Below are 20948 nucleotides of genomic sequence, written 5' to 3'. Positions count from 1 at the left end.
CCACTCTCCCAGGGGTGTCAAAGGAGAAATCCGCGGAAATTTCTTCGACGACCTCGGGCCGGGATGTCGATCCGGGTCGTCGCCGTTCGACTCAAGGGTGACAGGGCACGATCGAGACCGGGGAGACGACGATGAGGGCAGGACGACGCGAGTGGTCGGGGTTGGCGGTGCTGGCGCTGCCGACGCTGTTGCTGTCGGTGGACATGAGCGTGCTGCACCTGGCGGTCCCGCACCTGGCCGCCGACCTGCGCCCGAGCAGCACCCAGCTGCTGTGGATCATCGACGTCTACGGCTTCATGATCGCCGGCTTCCTGGTCACGATGGGCACCCTGGGTGACCGGATCGGCCGGCGGAAGCTGCTGATGGCGGGCGGCGCCGCGTTCGGCGTGGCGTCGGTCGTGGCGGCGTTCACCACCAGCCCGGAGATGCTGATCGGCGCGCGGGCCGTGCTCGGGATCGCCGGCGCGACGCTCATGCCGTCCACGTTGGCGCTGATCAGCAACATGTTCCAGGACCCCGGGCAGCGGGGGACCGCGATCGCGGTGTGGATGAGCTGCTTCATGGGCGGCATGGTGATCGGGCCGGTGGTCGGCGGCGTGCTGCTGGAGCACTTCTGGTGGGGCTCGGTGTTCCTGATGGCCGTGCCGGTCATGGTCCTGCTGCTGGTCGCCGCGCCGAAGCTGCTGCCGGAGTACCGCGACACCGCCGCCGGGCGGCTCGACCCGGCGAGCGTGGTGCTGTCGCTCGGCGCGATCCTGCCGATCGTCTACGCCCTCAAGGAGACGGCCAAGGACGGCGTGTCGCCGCTCAACGTGGTCGTGCTCGTCGTCGGCGTGGCGGTCGGCGTGGTGTTCGTCCGCCGTCAGCGCGGCCTGGCCGACCCGATGCTGGACCTGCGGCTGTTCCGGGTGCGGGCGTTCAGCGCGGCGGTGAGCATCATGCTGGTCGGCGCGCTCACCATGGGCGGTGTCTTCCTGCTGGTCAGCCAGTACCTGCAGATGGTCGCCGGGCTCACCGCCGTGCAAGCCGGGCTCTGGCTGGTGCCGCAGGCCGGCGCGGTGGTGGTCGGGTCGCTGATCGCGCCGCGGCTGGCGCGGCGGTTCCGGCCGGAGTTCGTGCTCGGGTTCGGGATGCTGGTCGCGGCGGGCGGGATCCTGCTGTTCACGCAGGCCACCGGCGTCGGCGGGGTGGCGTTCGTGGTGGCGGGCATGGCGATCGCGAGCTTCGGGATGGGGCCGCAGGGCGTGCTGTGCACCGAGATGGTGGTCAGCTCGGTGCCGCCGCGGAAGGCCGGTGCCGCGTCGGCCATGTCGGAGACCAGCGGCGAGTTCGGCATCGCCATGGGCATCGCGGTGTTCGGCAGCGTCGGCACGGCCGTCTACCGCGCCGAGGTCGCCGTTCCCGAGCAGGTGCCCGCCGAGGCCGCCGCCCTGGCGACGGACAGCATGGCCGGCGCTCTACAGGCGGCGGGGAGCCTGCCCGGTTCGCCGGCGGACGCCGTGCTCGCCACCGCGCGGGACGCCTTCGCGTCCGGGCTGCACACCGTCGCCGTCGTGGGCGCCTCGGTCGTCGTGGTGTTCGCGGTGGTCGGCATGATCGCGCTGCGCGGGACCGGCCCCGTCGAGGAGCCGGTCCCCGCGCTGGAGAACCGCTGACCGCTCAGGCCGGGGCGCGCAGCGACGCGACGGCCGCGGCGATCCCCTTCTTGTCGTAGCTGCTCGTGGGCAGCGTGGCGCCGTGGGCGTGGCGGACGACGCCCTCGCGGTCGACGAGGACGCTGCCGGACTGCTGCATCGACCCGAACACCTTCCTGCTCAAGCCGACCAGCTCGTGGGGGCTCTCGCGGCGGCCGGTGAGGACGGGGAACGGGATCCCGCGCTTCGCCTTCCACGCCGTCGCCGCCTCGCGGTCCTCCGGGACCGCGATGAGGACGCGGACGTCGTCGGCGGCCAGTTCGTCGGCGCGCTCGACGAGGTCGCGGACGTGCGCGTTGCAGACCGGGCACGACGTCGAGCGCATGAAGAAGAGCAACACCGCGTGCCGCCCCCGGTAGTCGGACAGGCTGACGGCCTGCCCCGTGGTGTCCTCCAGCGCCAGGTGCGGTGCGGGTGATCCGGCTTCGAGCATGGTGGGGTTCCTTTTCGGAGCGGGGTGGTCGGGAACGTCAGTTCGGGACGGACGGCGAGGGCGGGACGGCTCCGCCACCCAGGCTGAGCCGGAGCGCGGTCCGGGCCCGGTGCAGGTGGGACTTCATCGCCGGGGTGCTCAGCCCGAGCGCCTCGGCGACCGCCCGTCCCGGTCGGCCCAGCACGTCGCGCATGATCAGCACGCGGCGCTGGACGTCGGGCAGCGCCCGGATCGCCTCCGCGACGCGTTCGGCTTCCAGCCGCCGGAGCACTTCGTCCTCGGCGGACGCCACCGGCACGACGCCGGCCTCGTCGTAGCGGTCGAACAGCCGCCGGGCGCGGCGCAGGCACTCGTGCCGGACCACCCGGAACATCCAGGACGCGAGCGCCGCCGTGGCCCGCAACGACCCGATCTTGCGGTAGAGGACGATCAACGCCTCCTGCGCCGCGTCCTCGGCGTCCTGCGGCGAGGCGCACAGGTGCCCGGCGAACCGCAGCACGTGCGGATGAGCACCGTGCACCACGGCGGCCAGCGACTCCAGGTCACCGCCCTGTGCGGCCTCGATGAGCTGCTCGCTCGCCCAACCGCGGTCAACCACGTCCACCCCCGCAGCACGCCGCGAACCCGTCGCACGTGTCCCTCTTGACGTAACCATCGCCCATAAGAGACCCCGACACCGCGAAAGGATTCACCCCGGCCCGCCCGGGTCGGCGTGGATCAGATCACACGATCGCGGTCGTGCCGTCGAAGCGGGTGTAGGTGAAGCCGTCGAACTCCTCGGTGAGGGTGCGGCGCAGGTCGGCGAGCAGGTGGTCGGCGACCTGCTCGCCCAGGAGCAGCCCGGCGGTGGTGTCGGAGCGCCAGTGCACGCCGGCGAAGTTGCGGCCGTAGGCGGCGTTGAAGGCGAGCTTGTCCAGCTCCCCGCCGACGGTGAGCGGCGGCCCCGGGTAGCGGCGCAGCGACGTGCCGTCCGCGCTGGGCACGACCGGGTCGCGCAGGACGAAGGCCTCGTCGTAGAACGCCTTGAGCACGGTCGCGCAGGCGCCCGCGACGGTGGCGTGCGCGGCGGTGTAGGAGGGGTGGGTGGGGCATCCCCTCGGGTAGGCCATCGGCAGCAGCAGGGTGCCGTGCTCGGCGCGGACGCGGTCCGGCGCCTCGGCGTCGAGCAGTTGCGGGTGCAGGGGGTGGTCGACCCGGCCGAGGGCGTGGTTGTGGGCGTGGCCGGCGAACTCCTCGGGGCGGAGCCTGCGGTGCACGCACCACTTCTGGAACCAGGCGGCCAGCTGCGCGGCCTGCACGACGCGGGTCACCAGGTCGAGCGGGTGGGACCAGTCGAACGTGACGCCGGGACGGGTGTTGGCGCGCAGGTAGGGGTTGTTGCGGTCCCAGGCGTCCGGGCCCTGGTCGATCAGCAGGAGGGTGGCCATCAGGTAGGGCTGGTGGGCGAAGTTCAGGCGGGAGTACTCGGCGAGGTCGCGACCGTTGCGCGGGTAGCGGGCGGTGCCGTCGTAGGCGCTCTCGCGCTCCGGCTGGTGACCGCGGATGTTGCGCAGCCACTCGTCGTAGTCGGTGAGGTGGTCGTCGCGCGGCGCCGGCACGCGGAACGTCTGCTTGATCGTCGCGGGGCCGAAGGGGACGTCGCGCAGGAGGAACTGCGAGAGGTACGGCCCGGTCAGGGCGCCGGGCATCGGGCCGCGGAACACGGTCGCCGGTGTGACGCGCCGGTGCTCGGTCGGGCCCTCGTAACCGGTGAGGCGGGACAGGTCGCGGCAGGCGGCGGCGATGAGCGGATCGGTGTCGTAGGCGGCGAACGGCACGTCGCGGCACAGCGCCTGCCAGTACAGCTCGACCATCTCCGCCGCCGTCGTCGCGCCGGCGAACGGTGGTGGCGGCGGCACGGTCAGCTGGTGGGAGTCCGCGCCGACCAGGCCGTAGGTGAACGCGGCGTGCGGGTTGGCCAGCCCGACCGGCCCGTCCACGACGATCCCGTCCAGGTCGCCGGGCTCGTCGCCGGAGACCGCGCGCACCATGCCGGCGTAGGCGGCCGGGTCGACGCGCCCCAGCCCGTCGTGCGGCAGCCCCTTGCCGTAGTTGCCGATCAGGTCGGGGTGGGCCGCCTCGTCACCGTTGTCGTGGTGCTGCGCCGCCGGCAGCCCCAGTTGGCGTGCCGCCGCCTGCTCGCGGATCCGGTACGCCCGTGCCCGCCGTGAGCCCGGCGGCACGGGGTCCGCGCGGTCCTCGGCGTGGGCGACGGCGCCGGGCAGGCCGGCGGTGAGCCCGGCCGCCCCCAGCCCGCCGAGGACGGCGCGACGGCTGAACGAGCGGTGCTCCGGCGCGTTCTCGACCGGTTCGTCCGACGGCACTGCCACGACTGCCCGTCCTGTCCTTGGCTGCTGTTCTCGTCGGCCCGGGCGGGCCTGTGAGCCAGCATCGCGCGAAGCGCCGGCGTCGCGGAACGGCGGAACCGACCGTCCACCCGAAGGTGCGACACCACCCACCACGGCGTCCCGGATCCCGCCGCGCCGACGGGATCCGGGACGCGCGCGGTCAGGGCGCGTTCGGCAGGGTCACCTGGCCGCGGAACAGGAGGCGGACGCCGTCCGAGCTGATCGCGGTGCGCCCGTGCAGGGTGCGCTGGTTGTCGATCACCAGCAGGTCGCCCGGCTGCCAGCGGTGCTGGTAGAGGTAGCGCGGCGAGTGCAGGTGGTCCGACAGCTCCTCGAAGAACTTGTCCGACGCGGCCTCGTCCACGCCCGCCAGGCGCACCAGCCAGCCGCGCGGCACGTCCGGCCCGAACCGCAGCGCCAGGTTCAACGACCGGACCCGGCCGTAATCGCGCGTGGTGGCGATCCCGTACCAGTCGGCGGGCACCTGGGGGAAGTAGCCGCGCTCCTCCACCAGGTACTCCAGCTCGCCGTCGGCGAGCGGCCCCGCCAGGTGCTCCGGCATCTCCCGCCACGCCGCCAACTGGTCGCACACCGTGGTCTCGCCGGAGCCGGGCTCGTCGGAGAAGTCCTTGGCGAACAACACGATCAGGTCGACCTGCTCACCGACCAGCAGCCCGTCGGTGTGCAGCGGCAGCGGGCCGCGGCCCGTCACGACCTTGCCCTCGTCCCGCGACGCGTTGAGCTTGAGCAGGTCGGCCCGGCCCTCGCCGAACTTGTGGTCGACGGTCTGCCCGAGCAGGTGGACCAGGTGCTGGAAGGACGGCTCGTCGAAGTCGAGCCCCCGCACCAGGACGACACCGCGCGACAGCGCCGCCTCCCGCACCCGCGGCACGAACTCCTCGATCGGCTCGTCGGCTCCCGCGGCCAGCACCGCGCCGAGCCCGGATTCGGTCAGGCTGCCTTCCACGACACCACTCTCCTCACTCATCGGGATGCCGCGACGGCGGCGGTGTAGACCTCTTGCGCGTCCCAGTCGTCCAGACGTCCTCGCCCGGCCAGGGAGAGCAGCTCCGCGAAGCACGCGCGGTAGACGCGCTCGGGATCGGACTCGCCCAGGTCGGCCGCGACCCGCCGCCGGATGCCGTCCTGGAGCCCGCCGCCGTGGTGCACGGCGATCTTGCGCCGCCAGGCGATCCCCGGTGCGACGTGCTCGGCCATGGCCGACCGCAGGTGGAACTTCTCCCGGCCCTCGCGCACCTTGCACGCGGGCGTGGTCTCCAGCGCGACCCGCATCACCGGCAGGGTCCAGAACGGGTGGAACGCCTCGACGCCGTGCGCCAGCGGCATCCGGTTGGACAGCTCGCCGCTCACGCGGGTGCGCCGGATCGACTCCAACCCCTGCTCGATCAGCTCCTCCGGGCGCTCGAAGGGCGTGAAGAGGCCCGCGTTGATCAGGTCGCTGCCGTAGCCGGTGAGCAGCACGCGACCCGGTTCCAGCACGCCCGCCTGGTAGACGGCGGTGGCCGTGAGCGCGACCTCGACCACCTCCGCGGCGGCCGTGCCCAGCCACCGCACGGCGGCGGGGATGGCGCGCACGATCGCGTCCTCGTCCAGCCGCACCTCCCGCATCCGCAGGCCGGCGGCGTCGGACAGCTCCCGGGCGTCGGCGAACTCGTCGCCCCACGGCGTGCCGACGCTGTAGGGCACGACGTCGAGCCCGCGTGCGGCGGCCAGGTAGGTCACCGTCCCCGAGTCGATGCCGCCGGACAGCAACGTCGCGTAACCCGCGCCCGGCCGGTCGGCGGCGATGGCGCCGATCACACCGTCCAATTCGGACAGTTGCGCCTTGCCCGCCGTCAGCGGGTCGTCGCGGTGCGGTTCGCGGAACCGCTCCAGCAGGTCGTCCAACTGCTCGGTGGCACGGTGCCGGTCGGCGAGCGTCCGGCGCTCGCGCGTGGAGTGCCGCAGCCGCCGCACTCCGACGACCAGCGTCGCCTCCGGGTCCACGCCCACCGGCGCGGTCGACGTCCGGACGCCCAGTTCCAGCGCCGGCAGCACGAGCGCGGCCAGCAGCAGGTCGGTGAAGTAGGCGAACCCGCCCGACGGGCCCTCCGCGGCGTAGATCGCCTCCTCGTTGAACACCGACGTGGACGCCAGCACCTCGCCCTCGGCGACCCGGATCACGGTCCGCTGCACGGGTTCCGCGGGCAACTCGCCGTCCGGCACGGTGGCGGCCAGCGTGCGCACGTCGATCTCGAACGGCGCGGTCGACGGCAGGCTCGTGCCGCCCCGGTGGTAGACGAACAGGTCACCGACCCGCACGGGCTCGGTGAACCGCTCCAGCCCCGGGACGCGCCGGTCGGCGACGACCGCCCACGCTCCCCTCACGCCTGCCCCACGATGCGGCGCATCCGCTCCTGCGGGCGACCGGAGGCGAACCCGGCGCGGTGCGACTTCTTCGCGGTCTCCCGCAGCACGTGCAACCCCTCGACGTAGTCGCCGTTCATCTGCGGTTTGGTGCCGCGCACCGCGACCGGGTTGTACTCGGCGAACGCGGCGGCCCGCGCCAGAGCCGTGGCCGACACCTCCGCCGCGGGCGCCACCTGGTGCAGCAGCCCGTCGCCCAGCGCGCGTTCCGCGGGCCATTCCTCGCACGACAGCAGCATGTTCTGCATGACGTGCCGCCCGACCGAGCGCTCCAGCATGTAGGCGCCGAAGTTGCACGCGATGCCGAGCTGGAACTCCGGCATCCGCAGCACCGACGTGTCCGCGCCGACGCGGAAGTCGCACGTCAGCGCGAGCTGCAGGCCGATGCCGATGGCGTAGCCCTCGATCGCGGCCACGGTCGGCTTGGTGATCTCCAAGCTCGCGACGTAGAGGTCGGTGATGCTGTCGATCCAGTGGTCGACCTCGTCACCGCCGGAGAAGTGGCTGACCTCGTGGAAGTCGCCGCCGACCGCGAAGGAGTTGCCCTCGCCGCCGTGCAGCACCACGGCCGCGACGTCGTCGTCGGCCTCCACCTCGCGCAGGATCTCGGTGAGGGCCCGCATCCGGGCGCTGCTCATGGCGTTGGACCGGTGCGTGCCGTCGAAGGCGATCCGCACGACGCCGTCGTGCGCGTGCACGGCGAACGTCTCTCTGGCCGAGGTGTCAAGACTTGTCATAGCCGACCGTCCTCCACGGGAAGGGAAAAGAGCGCACGGCGGGGAAACCGGAACACCGCCGTGTCGTCGGTCCGGGTTGGCTCGCCCGGACGGCGTGGGACGCGGACGGCGGACGTGCCGCGATCCGCGGTGGGAAACCCTTGTCGCGCAAGCCGAAGCGCTGATGCCCCCAGTGCCCCCGCCACGCGTCCCCCGACGTCCGCGCGCGGAGGCCGGCGTCGCGCAGCGCGCGCCGCGGGGGCAATGCGCGGCCGGAAACCTCCCGGATCGTGGGAGACGCGGCCGACTCACCCGATCGTGTGACGTGGGCGTTGTGGATAGTTATGCAACGCGGGGGCGGCAGGCTCCGGGCTCTGTCGACAGAGCGCATGTTGACTATGCAGTGTAAGGTATGCCCATCCATTGGGCGGGGTGGCCGCACACGAGCAGATCTGAGGTGTCCATGACGGAGACGGCGGTGCCGCGGGGCTTTCGCGGGATCACGAAGAACATGGGGCTGAAGGACGTCGGCGACGACTTCGCCGCCGTGGTCTCGGAGGTGCCGGCGCGGTCGGCCGCGGTGTTCACCAAGTCGCGGTTCGCCGGCCCCAGCGTGGTCCTGAGCCGCGAGTCCGCGGCGACCGGCCACTGCCGGGGCATGGTGGTGCTCTCGCGCAACGCCAACGTCGCCACCGGGCGGACGGGCGCCGCCCACGCCGTCGAGGTGCGCCGGCGCGTGGCCGAGATCGCCGGTGTGGCGCCGGAAGAGGTCGTCATCGGCTCGACCGGCGTGATCGGCCGGCCCTACCCGATGGAGAGCATCCGCGCCAACCTCGACGCGCTGACGTGGCCGTTCCCCGAGGCCGACTACGAACGCGCCGCGACGGCGATCATGACCACCGACACCCGCCCGAAGACCTGCCACGTCCGCGTCGGCGACGCGGTGCTCGTCGGCATCGCCAAGGGCGTCGGCATGATCGAGCCGAACATGGCCACCATGCTCGCGTTCTTCTTCACCGACGCCGACATCGACGGCGCCGAGCTGGACGCCGCGTTCCGCCGCGTCGTCGACCGCACGTTCAACGCGCTGAGCATCGACACCGACACCTCGACCAGCGACACGGCGGCGATCTTCGCCAACGGCCTGGCCGGCCCCGTCGACACCGCCGAGTTCGAGCAGGCCCTCTACGAGTGCGCGCTGCACCTCGTGCGGGACATCGCCTCCGACGGCGAGGGCGCGAGCAAGCTGATCGAGGTGCGCGTCACCGGCGCCCGCGACGACGCGCAGGCCAAGCTCGTCGGCAAGAGCGTCGTCAACTCGCCGCTGGTCAAGACCGCCGTGCACGGCTGCGACCCGAACTGGGGCCGCATCGCCATGGCGATCGGCAAGCTCGAGGACGAGACCGACATCGTCCCCGAGAACGTCCGCATCCTCTTCGACGACCTGCCCATGCACCCCGAGGAGCCGAGCGACGCGCTGCTGGAGCGCGCGGCCAAGTACCTCGGCGCCGACGAGGTCGTGATCAACATCGACCTGGGCATCGCCGACGGCGCGTTCACCGTGTACGGCTGCGACCTCACCGAGGGCTACGTCCGGATCAACGCCGACTACACGACCTGACGACGGCCCGTTCACGGCGACGCCAAGGCGCGCGTGATCTCCGCCTCCAAGCGGGTCACGGTCACGCGCGCCGAGAACAGCCGCTCGGTGTCGAGGTCGACGTCGAAGACCTCCTCCAACGCGGACAGGGCCTGGATCAGCGTCGCCGAGTTCACCCCGGCGCTGATCAGGTCCACCTCGTGCTCGTCACCGGACAGGGTGAACCCGCGGGCACCCAACTCCCGGACGATCGCGCCACGCACGTCCACCGCCATCACCGCACACCCCTGATCGCCGCGAGCACCGAGCGGGCGTTGTCGCCACCGAACACGTCGAAGTGCCCGCCCTCCAGGACCACCACGTCCGCCACCTCCGCCACCCGGCTCCAGGCGTCGGCGTCGCGCTCGGCCGGGCGCCGTTCCGCGCGGCACTCCACGACCGGCGCTCTTGACGCCCCGGCCGCTGCCGGCGTCCACCCGCGCAGCAGCGCCAGGTTCTGGCGGTACACCTCGAACCTGTTCGCCAACGTCGGGTCCGCGGCCACCTGCTCCGCGTCGACCGCCACACCGCTGGTCTCCAGCACGTCCGCGGCGAACCCGCCGAGCGACGGCTCGTCGAAGCCCCGCGACCCCGCCGACACCGGCGTGTCGACCACCACCACTCGTGCCACCTCCTCGCCGCACAGGCGTGCCGCCTCGAAGGCCAGCGCGCCACCGAACGACCACCCGCCCAGCACGAGCGGCACGTCACCGGACCGGACGTCGGCGGGCAGCCGCTCCAGGCAGCGGCGCGCCAGGTCGGTCAACGTCAGCGCGTCGTCGGGTTGCGGTGCGTCGAAGCCGACGACGTGCGCCTCGACGTCCACCGGCAGGTCGCGGATCAGGGGGGAGTAGCAGGACACCCCGCCGCCCACCGGGGGGAAGAGGACCAGTCGCAGCCGCGGTGCCGCCGCGGCACGCGGTTGGTAGGCCCAGATCGTCTGCTCCGCCGGACGCGCCTGCCGGCACCGTGCGGCCAGGCCCGCGACGGTCGGGTCGACCATGAAGTCGCCGAATGACACGGCGTACCCGAACCTGGCGCGCAGCAGGGACAGCAGCCGGATCACGTCGTACGAACCGCCGCCCGCCTCGAAGAAGCCGCCCTCGCCCGGCGGTTCGCCCAGCACCTCCTGCCAGCAGGCCGCGACCTCGTGCCCGACGAGGTCGCGCGGTTGCGGCGTCGCCGTCGGGTCGGGCGCGTCGTCCAGTGCCAGCGCGCCCAGCTTCCGGCGGTCGACCTTCCCGTTGGCGGTCAGCGGGATCTCGTCCAGTTCGGCGAGGACGTCCGGCACCATGTACTGCGGCAGGGCGTTGCGGAGCGCGGCGTAGGCCTCCTCGCGCCACGTGGTCGGCGCGTCCGGCGCGAGGCTGACGAAGGCGACGATCCGCTTGCGCCGGCCCTCGCCGCGCACGCAGGCGGCGCAGCCGTGCACGGCGGGCAGGCCTTCGAGCAGGTGCTCGACCTCGCCGAGCTCCACCCGGTGGCCGTTGATCTTGACCTGGGTGTCGGTGCGGCCCAGGAACTCCACCACGCCACCGGGGAACCGCCGGCCGCGGTCGCCGGTGCGGTAGACCCAGCCGTGCTCGGGGTCGTCGAAGAACGCGGCCGAGGTGCGCTCGGGGTCGTTGAGGTAGCCGTCCGCCACCCCGGCGCCGGCGATGTGGAGGTCGCCGACCTGCCAGTCGGGGCACACCCGCCGTGCGGCGTCGAGGACGAGGACGTCCTGGCCGCGCAGCGGCGTGCCGTACGGGATCGAGCGGCCGGTGCGGTCGGCGTCGGTGATCCGGTGGTGGATCGACCAGATCGCGCCCTCCGTCGCGCCGCCGAGGCTGACGACCTCCGCGCCGGGCGCCAGGCGTTCCAGCGCGTGCGGCAGGGTCAGCGGGATCCAGTCGCCGCTGAGCATGAACGCCCGGACCGACGGCGTGGCCGCACCCTCTTCCGCCAGCAGCGAGGCCAGCGCCGGCGCCGAGTTCCAGACCGTCACCGCGTGCCGGTCGATCAACCGGGCCCACGCCGCCGGGTCGCGCGCGGTCCGCTCGGACAGCATCACCACCGACCCGCCGCGCAGGAGGGGGCCGAAGATGTCGTACACGGACAGGTCGAAGCCGATGGAGGAGACCGAGAGCACGCTGTCGGTGTCGCCCAGGCCCAGCACGTCGTTGACCGCGTCGATCGTGTTGACCGCCGCCGCGTGGCTGATGACGACGCCCTTGGGCTCCCCGGTCGAGCCGGACGTGAAGATCACGTACGCGGTTGGCCACCCATCCGGCCGGGCGCTGCGGCTGCTGGGGCCGGCGTTCTGCGGCACGAGCAGCGGGCAAGCGCCTCGGGCTTCCCAGCCGGCCGCCGCTCCCGCCACCGTGACGGCGAACTTCACGCCCGCGCGGCGCGCGATGCCGTCGAGGCGGCCGTCCGGCACGCCGTGGTCCAGCGGCACGTAGACGCAGCCCGCCAGCAGCGCGCCCAGGACCGCGACCACCTGGTCGCGTCCGCGCGGCAGGTGGACCGCGACGTGGTCACCAGGCCGCGCGCCGGAGGCGAGCAGCGCGTCGGCCACCCCACCGGCCCGCTCGACGAGGTCGGCGTAGCTCAGCGTGCCGTTCTCGTCGTGGACGGCGGGCGCGTGGGGGCGCTCGGCCGCAACGCGCAGCACCCGCTCGTGCAGCGCATCAACGACCCTCCCACCCGGCCGCGCCATCCCACCCGGCCGCGCCATCCCGCCCGGCCGCGACATCGCGCCGGGTCCCACCGCGCGCTCGGGCCGCGCGACCCCGCCCGACCGCAGAGCTCCCTCGGGCCGCACCTCCCGTCCCGTCCCGCTGGCCCGCGGCGCCTGGGGCGCAGGGGTGCGCTGCGGTACGCACGTCCACGCCTCGCCGCCGCCGGGGCCGTATTCACCGGCTAACGTGAGAAATGCGGTTGGGGTTGTCACAGGTTGCGTTATTCGCCCGTCCGACTGATCCAGGACGTCGCTCCCCGAGGGCACCGGGTGAAGCGGGTCATCGGCCAAGGCCCGCACCAGGTCCGCGCAGCGGTCGACGAAGTCCTCCACGAAACCCTCGTCGAACGCGTCGGCCCGCCAGTCGAAGCCCAGCCGGACCTCACCGTCCGACTCCAGCACCACCTGGTGGTCGATCAGCACCTGCGGCACCCGCAGTTGCACCTCGTCCCACCGCCGGCGCAGACCGAGGTCCGCCTCGCCCAGCCCGTCGACCTCCAGGGACGTGAAGGCGAACGGGTGGGGCAGGCGCCGCGGGTCGCCGTCGGGATCACCCAGCCGCACGATCTCCGCACCGCTGAGCGAACCGCGCATCGCCTGGGTCAGGTACGTCCGCTGCACCGCGCGGGCGAGGTCGAGGAAGCTCGTGCCGGCGGTGGCCGGGATCGCCAACGGCATGGTGTTGCCGTGATTGCCCAGACCGGAGGTCGCCGACCGCTGCGAGTGCAGCACCGTGATCGTGTGCGCCGCCTCGCCACCGAGCTGCCCGAGCACGGACCCGTAAACGGCGAGGTACACCATCGGCGGCGTGAGCCCGTGGTGGCGGGCGGTCTTGGCGATCCGGTCCGCGGTCGCCGCGTCGAAGGTCACCACGCGGTGCGCGACGGCCGGGCCCGACTGCCGCCACGTCGGCCGCAGCGGGAGTTCCGCCGGGCCGGGCAGCGTGGCCGCGCGCTCGCGCCAGAACCGCTCGTCACGAGCCGACCGCCGGCGCACCGGGGCAGGGGCGTCGCCGGTCGGGCACACCTGGTCCGAGACCAACCCGGCCAGGAACAGACCGAGCGACGCGGCGTCCATCAACCACAGCGCGTAGCACAGGTGCAGGCTCGCCCGCCGGGCGCTGTGCACGACCACGACCCGCAACTGCGGCCACTCGCCGAAGCCGAACCCGTCGGAGGTCAGCTCACGGCGCACCGCGTCGTCGGCCGCCGCCAAGTCGGCGTCCGCCACCGGCCGGAGGTCGACCTCGACCACGGCCTCTCCGGCAGGCGACAGCGCCAGGTCCGCGCCCACCCGGGTCCGCAGCACGTCGTTGGCGCGCACGAGCCGGTCCAGCCGCGCCCCGATGCCCGGCACGTGCTCCGGGCTCAGGTCGCACGCCAGGTAGTAGCGCGCCGGACCGCGCAGCTCCAGCCCGTCCTGGTCGCCGACGAGGTAGGCGCGCTGGATCGGGCTCAGCGCCTCGACACCCGTGATCATCTCAGTGCACGACCTCTCGGACCGGATCACGGCTCAGGAACCCGGCCGGGCTGAACGACGGCCCGTAGGCGCCGACCCCGGAGAACACCAGGAGGTCGCCGACCACCACCTCGGGCAGCGGCACGTCCTCCGCCAGCACGTCGAGCTGCGAGCACAGCGGTCCGGTCACGTGCGCGCGCCCGACCGCCCCGCCCGCCCCGACCGCCCGCACCGAGGGCTCACCCCGGCCCGACCCCGCCACCAGCCGACTGGCGATCATCACGTGGTTCATCCCCGCGTCGACCAGCACGTACCGCCGACCGTCGATCACCTTGACGTCCAGCACGGTGGTGATCAGGCTGCCCGCCGGGCCGACGACGGACCGGCCGTACTCGCACGCCACGACCTCCGCCGGGCGGTCCCGAACCGGCGCGAGGCCGGCCGCTCCCAGCCCCGCCCAGTCCACGTCCGGCTCGCCGTCGCGCCACGGCATGGCGATGCCGCCGCCGAGCGAGAGGAACCCGAACGGGCCACCCCGCCGTGCCGCGAGCTCGGCCGCGCGTTCCCACGCCGCCTTCCGCGCCGCCAGGATCACGTCGGCGTCGAAGTACTGCGAGCCCCAGAACACCTGCAACCCGGCCAACTCCACCGGCGACCCGCGCAGGACGGCCGCGACCTCGTCGTAGTCCGCCGCGGACACCCCGAACTGGTTGGGCGACACCGGCCCGCCGGCGGCGCGCGGGGGATAGGGCGTGTTGAGCCGGACCACGGCCCGCCCCGTGACGCCGAGCTCGGCCGCCACGTCGGCGAAGAGCCGCGCCTGGGACGGTGACTCGACCGTGACCGCGACCCCGGCGGCGAGCCCGGCGGCTGCCTCGGCGCGCGATTTCGCCGGCCCCGTGAACAGCACCGACTCCGGCGGCGTACCCGTGTCGAGCGCGGTTTCCAGCTCCGTCGTCGAGCACACGTCGAACCCGTCCACCAGCGTGGACAGGAAGTTCACCACGCCGGGGTGAGGGTTGGCCTTCAACGAGTAGTAGATGTGCGCGTCCCGCACGGACGCGGCCCGCACCCGCCGCACGGCCGCGCGCAGCGCCTCCCGGCTGTAGGCGTACACGGGCGTGCCACCGGCCCGGTGCACGAGCAGGCGCGCCTCGTCGTCGCCGATCGTCGCGACCTCAGTCCGCATGTCCGGCCCTCCCCGCCGCCGAGACCGCCGCCAGGACCCGCGCGTGGACCCGGTCCACCACACCCGTCCCGTCCGGGGCGATCCCGCGCCGGTAGTAGTAGGTCAGGGCGATCTCCCCCGCAGACATCTGCAACTCGCCCTGCAACTGGTAGCGCAGCTTCCGGCCCAACTCGCGCGGCGAGCGGCTGCCGAGGTCGCGCACCCGCAGCCCGCGCGGCTTGGGGTGCTGGTTGAACAGCACGGTCGACAACGGGAACCCGGCGGAACCCGCCAAGCCCAACGCCTCGACGCGCTGGTCGAACTCCCACGCGCTGTGCGCCGTGCCGACCTCGACCTGGCGGGCGAGCTCCCGGGCGTTGTCGCGCAACGACGTGGAGCCCGTGCCGCGGACCACGAGCTGGCTCATGAACATGCCCGCGGTCGACGTCCGGTAGCCCTCGCGCACCTGCACCGGGACCACGACGGAGAGCGGTCCGAGCCCGAACTCCTCCGCCACGGCCCGTTCGAACGCGGCCAGCACGACCGCGAAGACCGACACCCCGACCGCCTCGGCCACCCGGTGCGCCGCCCGGGAACAAGCGACGCCGAACGGCCGCGACACCAGCATGCCGTCCTGGGCGTCGGCTCCCGGCGCTTCCGGCAGCTCGACCTGCCGCACGCCGCTGAGGAACGCCGTCCAGTGCTCGACGTCGGCCGCCGGCGGCTCCGGGGAGCGCCGCGTCGCCACGCAGTAGCCCCGGAAACCCTGCCGCGGCACGTCGTCCGGCCGCTCGCCGCGCAGCAGGGCGCGGAAGTCGGCCGCGAGGAGGTCCAGGCTCAGGCCGTCCACGAACAGGTGGTGCGCGACCAGGATCACGGAACCGGTCTCCCGGCCGCGGACCAGGGCCACGCGGATCGCGGGCGCGAGCGTCGGGTCGACCAGCTCCGCCACGGCTTCGACGCGGGCCCGCTGCACCACGTCGCGGTGGTCGTCGTGATCACCGGAGGACTCGTGGACGGTGACCGCGAACCCGCGACCGGCGGTGTCCACGTGGACCTGCCGCGACCAGTCCGGGGTGAGCGCGAGCCGCAGCACGTCGTGCCGCGCGACCAGCTCCGCGACCGCCGCGCCGACCTCGGCCGTGGACAGGGCGCGGTCGACCGGGATCTCGCGCGAGAGGTTGCACCAGTTCGCGTTCCCGTCGGCCATCGTGATGGCCATGTACGCGTGCTGGCGCGTCGACAACGGGTACGGGCCCGGTCCGGGGTCGCCTCCCAGGACCTCTCCGGTCGGCGCGGTCCGGTCCGCCGACCGTTCGATCGCCCGCGCCAGCGACGCCACGTCGCGGTGCTCGAAGCAGTCCCGCACCGACAGGTCCGCCCCGAAGCGCCGGTTCACCTCCAGGGCGAAGTCCATCATGTCCAACGACGACAGGCCGACGTCCACGAAGGACTCCGGCGCGTCGAGGCCGAGCAGGTCGAGCAGGGCGTCCTCGACACCGCGCCCGGCCGCCGCGTCGACCACCGGTGTGTCCTCGACGGACGCCGCCAGGGCCACCCGGTCGACCTTCCCGCTGCGCAGCAACGGCAACTCGGCGCGCACGTGCACGACCGGCCGGGGCAGCTCCAGCCGCTTGACGACGTCGAGCACGAGCTCCCGCAACGCACCCGGGTCCGGTGCGGCGACGAAGACGTGCGGCCCCTGCCGGTCCACGACCACGCACTGGTCCACGCCCGGCAGGTCCTCCACCGCCGCCACCAGGCGGTCGAACGACACCCGCTTGCCGGCGACCTTGAGCGTGTTGCCCAGCCGCCCGACGATCACCAGCTCACCCTCGTCGGTGCGCCGTCCCACGTCACCCGTGCGCAGCGTCGCGGGCATCGGGTCGATCCGGAACGTGCCCGGCGCCGACCCGCCGCCGTCGGCGAGCGTGCCCAGCGCCGGCTTGGCGGAGGTGACCAGTACCTCGCCGTGGCCGTCCGGGCCGGGCTGGTCGACCCTCACCTCGACGCCCGGCCGCGGGCGCCCGACCGGTACGACCTTCGCCGCGCCGCCCGTCGTCGGCGTCACGCCGCGGCGGTAGAGCTGGGCGAGGGTGCCCTCGGTCATCCCGTACAGGTTCACGAACTCCGCGCCGGGCGCGAGCCGCGCCCACCGCTCGACCACGCGGGTCGGCAGCACCTCGCCCGCGAAGAACGCCAACCGCAGGTCCGGCAACGTCGCCGACCGGGCGTGCAGCGCGTCGGCGACCCGCCGGGCCAGCGACGGCACCAGGAACGCGACGGTCGACGTGCCCGCCGCGAAGTGCTCCGCCACCGCGCGCGGGTCGAGCTGGGCGTCCACCTCGGGCAGGCGCAGCCTCCCGCCCGCGACCAGCACGGCGAGCAGTTCCCGCAACGACGGGTCGAAGTTCACCCTCGTCACGGCGGCGCAGGTGTCGCCGGCGTGCAGGCCGAACTCGGCCACGAACCACGACAGGAAGGCGTGCAGGCCGCTCCGGCTGCCCACGACGGCCTTCGCCTCGCCCGTCGACCCCGACGTGGGGATGAGGTAGCCGGCGTCCGGCGTCGGGTAGCGCCACGCGGTCGGCGCGCCCGGCGACGTGGTCAGCGCGACGCGACCGGTCGCCGCGTCGAGCAGCACCTCGCCCGCGTCCGTCCGGCCGCGGAAGTGCGCCACGGTGGACACGTCGCTGGTCACGAGCACGGACGGGCGCGCGACCCCTTCGGTCCACGCGTACCGGTCGGGGTCGAGCCCGGCGTCGACCGGCACCGGGACGGCGCCGCACCGCAACGCCGCCAGCAGCCCCACCACGTAGGCCGGGCACAGCGGTCCGAACAGCAGCACGGTGGTCCGCGGCGCGCCCAGCTCCACCAGCAGGTCGGCGAGCGCGTCGACCGCCGCCCGCAGCTCGGCGCGGGTCAGCCCGCCGTCACGCCACTCGACCGCCGTCGTCGCGTCACCGGTCGTCGCGAGCTCCAGCAGCTCGGCCAAGCCGTCGTTCCCCCAGTCCACGGCCGCCTACCCGGGTCTGTGGGTGGGCGGGTCGAGGACCAGCGGTGCCAGCTCGCGGCGGGCCGCGACGTCGCTGGCGGCGAGCGCCGAGGCCAGGCTCTCCGTCTCACCCTTGCGCTGGTTGAGCCGGAAGCACGACTTGAACCGCGGTTCGTGCAGGCGGAAGCCGACGATGTTCTTGAGGTAGCCGTCCGACAGGTTCGACGGGATCTCGTCCAGCGTCCACGTGGAGCCCTCGACCGTGCTGCGCTGGAGCCGGTCGATCAGCACCACCACGTCCTCGCGGGTGCGCGCCGGGTCGCTGAGCTCCAGCCGGCCGGAGATCTCCACCGACGTGTACAGCCAGGTGGGGATGCGGCTGCGCACCCCGAACCACTCGGCCGGCACGTAGGTGTCCTGCCCCAGCACGGTGATCGTGGCCGGTGGCCCGGCGGCGAAGGCGGCGGCCATGTCGTTGGCCTTGGCGACGTGCCCGGCGACGAACAGGCCGGTCTCCTCGGTGCCGCGCAGGTCCAGCGGCAGCGGTGAGGTGAACACCTCGCCCTCGTGGCACGTCGCCAGCACGCCGAACGACCGCTCCCGCACGAACTCGCACGTGGCTTCCAACGAGGGGAGGCTGAAGTGCTCTCTGGTGTACACGTCTACTCAGCGTCCCTCACGTCGGGTTCCAGCAGTTCCAGGCCGACGCCTTCGCGGGCTCCGCGCTGCGGCGGGTGGAACGCGATGGCGTTCAGCCCGCCGGCCAGCGCGGTGTGCAGGCCGGTGGTGGCGAACGAGCCGCCGCCCGCCGCGCGCAGCAGCCGCCCGCCGATGTCGGCGATCTCGTCCTCGACCCGGTCGCGGGCCCGCACGGCCAGGTTGAGCCCGTCGCGCACCGGCCTGCCGTCGTCCACGGCGCGTGCCGCGTCGAGCAGGCCCTCCCGCAACCGGTGCAGGTCGGCCGCGGCCCTCGGCCACCAGCGCGAGCCGGCGCGCTTGGCGGGCGGGGTCGCCTCGGCCAGGCAGCGGGCGATGCCCAGGTAGGAGGCGCTGATCAGCAGTTGGAACCACAGGTAGCAGTCGGCGGCGAACCGCAGGCCGACCTCGCCGACCAGCGGGAAGACGTTCGCGCGCGGGATCCGCACGGCCGTCAGGCGCACCGCGTGGCTCTGCGCCGCGCGGAACACGGGGCTGTGCCAGAACTCCTCGCGCTCCAGCCCGGCGGAGCCGGCCGGCACGAATGCCTGCCCGTACCCCTCGGGGGTGCCGTCGGGCGCGCGCAGCTCGACCATCAGCGACATCACGTCCATGGCGGACGACAGGCTGCACGGCCGCTTGAGCCCGGTGACGAGGTAGTCGTCGCCGTCGCGGACCGCCCAGCTGCCGAGCGTCCGCAGGTCGCGGCCGGGGGTGGACTCGGCGCCGCCGGAGGCGACCAGCTTCGCGTCCTCGGCGATGTCCCGCAGCAGGGCGCGGGCGTTGTCGTCGCCGGAGAGGGCGACGTTGCCGAACGCGGCGATCTTGTAGTGGTGCATGGTGGTGGCGAGCGCCGCCGACGGCGCGATCGCGCCGAGCGCGTCCTGGAACCGCACGGCGTCCCGCGCCGACGCGCCGGCCCCACCGCACGTCCGGGGGACGAGCATCGTCGCCGCGCGGGTGTCCTTCAGGGCGGCGAACGCGGGCCCGGCGTCCTGTTCGTGCTCCTCGGTCGACCTGGTGGCCAAGCGGTCGAACAGCCCGTCCGCCACGGCGTCGAGCCCGGCCCGGTCGTCGACCCCGATGTCGTGCGTCGCGGTCATCGTGCGGCTACCTCGTTCCCGGTCATCAGCCGCTTCACCGCGGCGTAGTCGATCTTGCCGAGCGGGGTGCGCGGCAACGCGGGCACGACCTCGTACCGCTGCGGCAACTGGTGCGGCAGCAGGGATTCGGCGAGCCGCCGCTTCAGCGGACCCAGCTCGAAGCCCGCCTCCGCCACCAGCAGCGCGGCGATCCGCTCGGTGCTGGCCGGGTCGGGCACGCCGACCACCGCCACCTCCAGCACGCCGGGGCACTCCCGCACCGCGGCCTCGACCTCCAGCGCGCCCACCTTGCTGCCCGCGACGTTGATGAACCCCGACTGGCGCCCGCGCACGTGCCAGCCGTCCGGGGTGGTCGACACGAAGTCGCGCGTCCGCAGCCAGCCGTCCTGGAACATGTGCGCGCCGGCCACCGGGTCGCGGTAGTAGCCGCGCGCCAACGCCGGGCCGCGTACGTAGAGCTCGTGCAGCTCCTCTTCGCCCGGCACGGGTTCGAGCTTCCACTCGACGCCCGCGATGGGCTTGCCGATGGAGCCGCCGCCGACGTAGTCCTTGTCGTAGCAGATGACCCCGATCTCGGAGAGGCCGTACACCTGCCGCAGCGGCAGGCCGTACCGCGACCCGAACTGCTCCTGCGTGCTCGTCGCGAGGGGCGCGCTGCCCGAGATCGCCGTGCGGAGCGTGCGCAACGCGTCCGTCGGCGCGCCGTGCGCGGCGGTGAGCATCTGGTACATCACCGGCAAGCCGCTCATCACCGTGACGCCGTGCCGTTCGATCAACCGGGTCAGGCCGCGTCCCGTGAGCCGACCGCCCCTGGCGAACACGACCGTCCCGCCGGCGAGCAGCGTCGGCAGGGTGAGCACGTCGATGCCGTGGCAGTGCGACAGCGGCAGCGCGCACAGCACCACGTCCGCCGCCGTCAGCTCCAGCTCACCGCCCCACAACCGGACGCGGGCGGAGATGGCGGCCTGGCTCATCACGATGCCCTTGGGCTCACCGGTCGACCCCGACGTGCAGTGCACGACGAAGTCGTCGGGCGCGTACCCGGTCGACGCCCGGTGGCGGTGCAGGTCGGCGTCGGGGAGCGGGCGCAGCATGAACGCCTCCGCCGCGTCGTCCACGGCCAGCCAGGAGAGGTCGTACTTGGCGGCGTGGCGGTCGACTTCCGGCTCCGGGAGGCGGCTGTCCAGCAGGACCACCACGAGGTCGAGCTTCGCCGCCGCCAGGTACAGCGCGACGAAGGTGGACGGGTCGTCGGCGGCCAGGCCGAGCACGTCGCCGTCGACGAACCGCGCGGCGAGCCGGTCCGCCGCCGCGTCGACCGCGGTCAGCAGCGCCTCGTAGGTCGACGCACGCCCGTCGTAGCCGATCACCGCGGGCGCGTCCGGTGCGCCGCGGGCGACGCGCCGGAAGTCCGCGTACAACCCGCCGGGCGCGGTGGTGCGTAAGCCGTTGTCCGACATCGTCAGCAATCCGCCATTTTTTCTCGTGCCCGGTCGCGGGCGCGCACTCT

15 protein-coding genes are annotated in these 20948 nt (G+C 73.6%); 2 read left to right on the top strand and 13 right to left on the bottom strand.

The annotated features are described in order from the left end of the window. Positions 1 to 131: 131 nt before the first annotated feature. On the top strand, positions 132 to 1655 hold the full coding sequence (locus LNK82_RS37165) for an MFS transporter (RefSeq protein ID WP_230569020.1): 1524 nt from the start codon (positions 132 to 134) through the stop codon (positions 1653 to 1655). A gap of 4 nt (positions 1656 to 1659) precedes the next feature. Here the strand turns inward: LNK82_RS37165 and LNK82_RS37160 are convergent, their stop codons facing one another. The 6 genes from LNK82_RS37160 to LNK82_RS37135 form a co-directional block, all read right to left on the bottom strand. Next, positions 1660 to 2127 carry a peroxiredoxin family protein gene (locus tag LNK82_RS37160; protein ID WP_230569021.1) on the bottom strand — a complete coding sequence of 156 codons (468 nt, stop codon included), beginning with the start codon at positions 2125 to 2127 and terminating at the stop codon, positions 1660 to 1662. Positions 2128 to 2164: 37 nt separating this feature from the next. After that, positions 2165 to 2731 (bottom strand): RNA polymerase sigma factor, encoded by a 567-nt coding sequence (locus LNK82_RS37155; protein WP_230569022.1) that lies wholly within the window; start codon positions 2729 to 2731, stop codon positions 2165 to 2167. A 118-nt stretch (positions 2732 to 2849) separates the two neighbouring features. Beyond that, on the bottom strand, positions 2850 to 4496 hold the full coding sequence (locus tag LNK82_RS37150; protein WP_230569023.1) for a vanadium-dependent haloperoxidase: 1647 nt from the start codon (positions 4494 to 4496) through the stop codon (positions 2850 to 2852). Between the two features lie 178 nt (positions 4497 to 4674). Then, positions 4675 to 5481 (bottom strand): TauD/TfdA dioxygenase family protein, encoded by an 807-nt coding sequence (locus LNK82_RS37145; RefSeq protein WP_230569024.1) that lies wholly within the window; start codon positions 5479 to 5481, stop codon positions 4675 to 4677. A 17-nt stretch (positions 5482 to 5498) separates the two neighbouring features. Continuing rightward, on the bottom strand, positions 5499 to 6902 hold the full coding sequence (locus LNK82_RS47995; RefSeq protein WP_230569025.1) for an asparagine synthase C-terminal domain-containing protein: 1404 nt from the start codon (positions 6900 to 6902) through the stop codon (positions 5499 to 5501). Continuing rightward, positions 6899 to 7678: an enoyl-CoA hydratase/isomerase family protein gene (locus LNK82_RS37135; RefSeq protein WP_230569026.1), complete on the bottom strand. Its 780-nt coding sequence runs from the start codon at positions 7676 to 7678 to the stop codon at positions 6899 to 6901. The genes LNK82_RS47995 and LNK82_RS37135 overlap by 4 nt, the downstream gene beginning before the upstream one ends. Before the next feature lie 442 nt (positions 7679 to 8120). On the opposite strand from LNK82_RS37135, the gene argJ reads away from it, so the two are divergent. Continuing rightward, positions 8121 to 9278 carry a bifunctional glutamate N-acetyltransferase/amino-acid acetyltransferase ArgJ gene (argJ, locus tag LNK82_RS37130; RefSeq protein WP_230569027.1) on the top strand — a complete coding sequence of 386 codons (1158 nt, stop codon included), beginning with the start codon at positions 8121 to 8123 and terminating at the stop codon, positions 9276 to 9278. An 11-nt stretch (positions 9279 to 9289) separates the two neighbouring features. On the opposite strand, the gene LNK82_RS37125 is transcribed toward argJ, so the two are convergent. The 7 genes from LNK82_RS37125 to LNK82_RS37095 are packed head-to-tail and all read right to left on the bottom strand — an operon-like array spanning position 9290 to position 20898. Beyond that, positions 9290 to 9532 (bottom strand): phosphopantetheine-binding protein, encoded by a 243-nt coding sequence (locus LNK82_RS37125; RefSeq protein ID WP_230569028.1) that lies wholly within the window; start codon positions 9530 to 9532, stop codon positions 9290 to 9292. Next, positions 9532 to 13497 (bottom strand): non-ribosomal peptide synthetase, encoded by a 3966-nt coding sequence (locus LNK82_RS37120; protein WP_230569029.1) that lies wholly within the window; start codon positions 13495 to 13497, stop codon positions 9532 to 9534. The genes LNK82_RS37125 and LNK82_RS37120 overlap by 1 nt, the downstream gene beginning before the upstream one ends. A 1-nt stretch (position 13498) precedes the next feature. After that, positions 13499 to 14665, bottom strand: coding sequence for an alanine racemase (locus LNK82_RS37115; RefSeq protein ID WP_230569030.1), 1167 nt, complete (start codon positions 14663 to 14665; stop codon positions 13499 to 13501). After that, complete coding sequence (locus tag LNK82_RS37110; protein ID WP_230569031.1) at positions 14655 to 17660, bottom strand: AMP-binding protein; 3006 nt, start codon at positions 17658 to 17660, stop codon at positions 14655 to 14657. Before LNK82_RS37110 ends, LNK82_RS37115 begins: the two co-directional genes overlap by 11 nt. A gap of 6 nt (positions 17661 to 17666) precedes the next feature. Further along, on the bottom strand, positions 17667 to 18299 hold the full coding sequence (locus tag LNK82_RS37105; RefSeq protein WP_230569032.1) for an FMN-binding negative transcriptional regulator: 633 nt from the start codon (positions 18297 to 18299) through the stop codon (positions 17667 to 17669). Positions 18300 to 18301: 2 nt separating this feature from the next. Then, positions 18302 to 19438, bottom strand: a complete 1137-nt coding sequence (locus LNK82_RS37100; RefSeq protein ID WP_230569033.1) for an acyl-CoA dehydrogenase family protein — start codon at positions 19436 to 19438, stop codon at positions 18302 to 18304. Next, positions 19435 to 20898, bottom strand: coding sequence for a class I adenylate-forming enzyme family protein (locus LNK82_RS37095; protein WP_230569034.1), 1464 nt, complete (start codon positions 20896 to 20898; stop codon positions 19435 to 19437). Before LNK82_RS37095 ends, LNK82_RS37100 begins: the two co-directional genes overlap by 4 nt. Positions 20899 to 20948 lie beyond the last annotated feature (50 nt).

The sequence above is a fragment of the Saccharothrix luteola genome, assembly GCF_020859565.1.
GTDB classification, from domain to species: Bacteria; Actinomycetota; Actinomycetes; order Mycobacteriales; family Pseudonocardiaceae; genus Actinosynnema; species Actinosynnema luteola.
This window is presented reverse-complemented; position numbering and strand designations above follow the sequence as displayed.